The sequence below is a fragment of the Streptomyces sp. URMC 123 genome (assembly GCF_051386515.1).
Classification (GTDB): Bacteria; Actinomycetota; Actinomycetes; order Streptomycetales; family Streptomycetaceae; genus Streptomyces.
This window is the reverse complement of the sequence record NZ_JBPQTV010000441.1, coordinates 1-4,320: the sequence shown is the minus strand read 5'-3', so window position 1 is coordinate 4,320 and position 4,320 is coordinate 1. Positions and strand designations below refer to the sequence as shown.

The window sequence follows — 4,320 nt, the reverse complement described above, 5'->3', positions numbered from 1 at the left end:
GTCGGGATGCGGGTCGTCCGGGCGCATCACGGCGCCTCCGGCGCGGAAGCGGGCGCGGGCGCGGGCGACACGGGCATGGGCGGGGCTCCGGCCAGGGGCGCGAGCGGCGTGGGGGCCCTCGCTCCGTGCGGCGCCCCGGCCCCCGCGAGCGGCGCGGGATCGGCCGGGCGCGGGCCGCGGGCCGCCTCCCCGGATACGGATACGGGTGCGGGTGCGGGCGTGGGTGCGGGCCCTCCGCCCCGGTGGCGCACCCGGGCCGCGACGAGGCGGACGAGCCCGTCCAGGGCGACCGCGGCCCGGCGCCGGCGCGGCACGGCCACCCGCCGGTGGAGGACGGCGTAGTCGGCGTCCTCGATACGGTCGAGGATGCCGCCGTAGAGGGTGAAGGCCGTACGGATGCAGGGCCGCGACACCGGGTCGAGCATCGCGATGCCGGGGCGGGCGTCGCGGTAGACCCCGCGGGTGTGCGCGGCCACGTCCCGCAGCGCGGCCCGCACCCGGGGGTGGCCGCGCCCGGTGTCCCGGCACCAGCGCAGCAGCGCGCGGTCGACGCCGTGTGCGGCCAGCACCTCGGCGGGCAGATAGACCCGCCCTCGGTCCAGGTCCTCGCCGACGTCGCGCAGGAAGTTGGTGAGCTGGAAGGCGATGCCGAGGGCGGCGGCGTGCGGCGCGGCCTCCTCACGGCTGGTCACGGTGCCCAGCACGGGCAGCATTTGCAGCCCGATGACGGCTGCCGAGCCGTGCATGTAGGCGTGGAGCCGGTCGTAGGTCGGATAGTCGGTGACCTCCAGGTCCATCCGCATGGAGGCGAGGAAGTCGAGGAAGAGCCGGTGGTCGATGCGGTACGCGGTGGCGGTGTGCGCGAGTGCCTGGAGCACCGGGTGGCCGCTGTCGGTGCGCAGGGCGGCGCCGAGTTCGCGTTCGAGTTCGGCGAAGGCGCGGGCGCGCAGGGTGGGCGGCAGGGTGCGGTCCAGGTCGTCGACGATGTCGTCGGCCCAGCGGGCGAAGCCGTACAGGGCGTGCACGGCCGGCCGGCGGGCGACCGGCAGCAGGCGGGTGGCGAGGAAGTACGTCCTGCCGTGGCGGGCGTTGAGCCGGCGGCAGGCGGTGTACGCCTCGCGCAGCCGCGGATCGGTGACGCCGGCCGCGTCCAGCTCCCGGGCGGTCACGGCCGACCGCCGGTGGCGCGGTGCTCGGGGGTGCTCACGGCCGGCCCCCGGTGATGCGGTGGGCGGCGAGCCTGCCGGAGATCAGGACGGTGGGCACCCCGACCCCGGGAGTCGTGCCGCAGCCGGCCAGGACGGCGTTCTCCACGCCCCGCACCAGGTTGCGGGGCCGGAACGGCCCGGTCTGGGCGATGGTGTGGGCGACCGAGAACGGGGTGCCGGCGGCGTGCCCCTGGGCCGCCCAGTCGTCGGGGGTGACCAGCCGCTCGGCCTCGACGGAGCCGCCGAGACCGGTCAGGCCGCGGGCCTCCAGCGTGGCGACGAGGCTGTCGCGGTACCGCGGCCCCAGCTCCCGCCAGGGCAGCCGGGCGGTCGCGGTGTTGGGGCAGGGGGCCAGGACGTAGTGGAGATGGCGGCCCGGCGGGGCGAGGGACGGGTCGGTCGCGGTGGGCCGCGAGATCAGCAGCGAGGGGTCGCTCATCAGCCGGCCCGCGCGGGTGAGTTCGGTGAAGGTCTGCCGCCAGCTCGCGCCGAACGAGAGGGTGTGGTGGCCCAGGCCGGGCCAGGTGCGGTCGGTGCCGAGGTGCAGCACGACCGCCGACGGCGCGTGCCGCAGCCGCAGCGGGCGGCGGGGGCGGCGGCCCAGGAGCCGGTAGGCGACGGGCAGATCGGGGGTGAGGACGATCGCGTCGCAGCGCACCCGCTGGCCGTCGGCGGTGCGGACGGCCACCACCCGGCCCGCGGAGCGCTCCAGCTCCGTCACGTCGCTGCCGTAGCGCAGATCGGCGCCGGCGGCCCGGGCGGCGGCGGCCAGCGCGCTCGGCACGGCGTGGGTGCCGCCGCGCGGGAAGTGGACGCCGGCGACGGTGTCCATATAGGCGATGACGGCGTACGCGGCGAGGGCGCGGGCCGGCGGCACCCCCACGTACAGGGACTGGAAGGTGAACACCCGGCGCAGCCGTTCGTCGCCGAGGAAGCGGGCCACCCGGGCGTCGAGCCGGCCGAAGCCGCCGAGCGCGGCGAGGCGGGCGAGGTCGGAGTTGAGCAGGTGCAGCGGGCTGTCGATGTTGGTGTCGATGAAGCGCCGCATCTGGGCGCGGTAGATCCGCTCCAGCCAGGCGCGCAGGCGTACGTAGCCCGCCGCCTCCGCCGGGCCCGCGAAGCGGCGGACCTCCTCCTCCATCGCCTCGGCGCCGGTGTGGACGTCGAGGGCGGAGCCGTCGGCGAAGCGGGCCCGGTAGGCGGGGTGCAACGGCACCAGGTCCAGTCGGTCGGCGAGGGACTCCCCCACCGCGGCGAGCGCCTCCTCGATCAGGTGCGGCATGGTGAGCACGGTGGGGCCGGTGTCGGCGAGATAGCCGCCGAGGTCGATGCGGCCCGCCCGGCCGCCGGGGCCGGGGTGGCGTTCGAGGACGGTGACGCGGCGGCCGGCGCCGAGCAGGTGGAGGGCGGCGGAGAGGCCCGAGAGGCCGGCGCCGACGATGACGACGTGGTCCGTCGGCCCGCTCACGGTCCTCACGGCGGCCCCCCGGGCCGGGGCGGGGCGCCGGGCGGCGCGGCGCCGGGCCGGGACAGGGGCCCGGACGGTGCCGGGGCGCCGGGCGGAAACGCGGCGCCGGGCGCGGTCGGATGGTGCACGGTCGGATTCTGTACGACGGGGGCGGGCGCGGCGGTGGCGCGCGCCGGGGCGTGTCCGTACGTTCCGCCATCTCGCCCAGTGGGCGGAGCGGGGGCCGGGGCAGGCGCGGGGCCTGCCCCCGCAGGCTGCTTGCCCGGGAGGCGGCCTGCCCGGCGGGGGCGGCGCCCGGCAGGGGGTGCTTGCCAGGCAGGGGGTGTGGCTTCCCCGGCAGGCGGCAGGTTGGCGGACAGGCCGCGGCCCGGCCGGGAACGGTGGCTCGCCCGGCAGGCGACGGCTTGCCCCGGAGGCGGCCGCCTGCCCCGGGAAACGGTGGCCTGCCCGGGAGGCCGTAGCTTGCCCGGGAGGGGTGAGCGGGACGAGGCTGGTGGGAGAGCCGGTGCGCGTGCCGGGGCCTGGCAGGGCCCGGGCAGCGGGGCCGGACGGACGACCCGCCACACGGAACGGAGCGGCGGAACGGAGCGCGGCGATGGCGGTGACGGTGGCTCTGGCCGGCGACACCATGCTGGGGCGCGGTGTCGCGGAGCGGCTCGCCCTGGCGCCCGCGCCCGGGACGCTGTTCGACGAGGAGATCCGGGCGGTCCTCGCCGGGAGCGATCTCTGCGTGCTCAATCTGGAGTGCTGCGTCTCCGACCGGGGCGAGCCCTGGCCCGACCCGGGCAAACCGTTCTTCTTCCGGGCCCCGCCGGCCGCCGGGGGCGTCCTGGCCGAGTTGGGCGTCGATTGTGTGACCCTGGCCAACAACCACGCCCTGGACTACGGCTACGACGCGCTGCTGGACACCCGGGCGTACCTGGCGCGGGCCGGTGTCCGCGCGGTGGGCGCCGGGGCCGATCTCGCCGAGGCGCGGGAGTTCGCGGTGCTGGAGGCGGGCGGGCTGCGGCTGGCGGTCGTGGGGGTCACCGACCACCCGGAGGACTTCGCCGCGCGGGCGACGCGGCCGGGCGTGGCGTGGGCGGACCTGGGCCGCGGGGTGCCGCGCTGGCTGACCGCGCTGGTGCGGCGGGCCGCCGAGGAGGCCGACGCCGTCCTGGTCACCCCGCATTGGGGCCCCAATATGACGACGCGGCCACCGCACCATGTGGTGGAGGCCGCGGCGGCGCTGCGGGCTGCCGGGGCGACCCTGGTGGCCGGCCACTCCGCCCATGTGTTCCACGGCGCGGGCGACCACGTCCTGTACGACATGGGCGACTTCGTGGACGACTACGCCGTCGACCGGTGGCTCCGCAACGACCTGGGGCTGCTGTTCCGGGTCACCCTGGAGGACCTGGAGGGCTCCGGCACGGGTTGGGCCCCCGTACGGCTGGAGGCGCTGCCCCTGTTCCTGGACTACTGCCGCACGACCGTGGCCCGGGGCGACGACTGGGAGTGGGTGCGCGACCGGTTCTCCCGCGCGTGCGCGGAGCGGGGCACGGCCGTGACGGTGCGCGGCGAACGGCTGGTGGTGGAGGACTGGCGCTGACCCCGCGCGGGGGGTGCGGGGCCTGTCGGCAGGCCCCGCACCCGCCCCCCCCCCCC

Annotated in this window: 3 protein-coding genes; 1 reads left to right on the top strand and 2 read right to left on the bottom strand. The window is 77.8% G+C overall.

Features of this window, described 5'->3' with window-relative positions; all coding sequences use genetic code 11:
- Nucleotides 1–26 precede the first annotated feature (26 nt).
- Nucleotides 27–1,169, bottom strand: coding sequence for a phytoene/squalene synthase family protein (locus ACSNOD_RS28950; RefSeq protein ID WP_436770036.1), 1,143 nt, complete (start codon nucleotides 1,167–1,169; stop codon nucleotides 27–29).
- A gap of 34 nt (nucleotides 1,170–1,203) precedes the next feature.
- Nucleotides 1,204–2,685 (bottom strand): phytoene desaturase family protein, encoded by a 1,482-nt coding sequence (crtI, locus tag ACSNOD_RS28945; protein WP_436770035.1) that lies wholly within the window; start codon nucleotides 2,683–2,685, stop codon nucleotides 1,204–1,206.
- Between the two features lie 586 nt (nucleotides 2,686–3,271).
- On the opposite strand from crtI, the gene ACSNOD_RS28940 reads away from it, so the two are divergent.
- Nucleotides 3,272–4,264, top strand: coding sequence for a CapA family protein (locus ACSNOD_RS28940; protein WP_436770034.1), 993 nt, complete (start codon nucleotides 3,272–3,274; stop codon nucleotides 4,262–4,264).
- Nucleotides 4,265–4,320 lie beyond the last annotated feature (56 nt).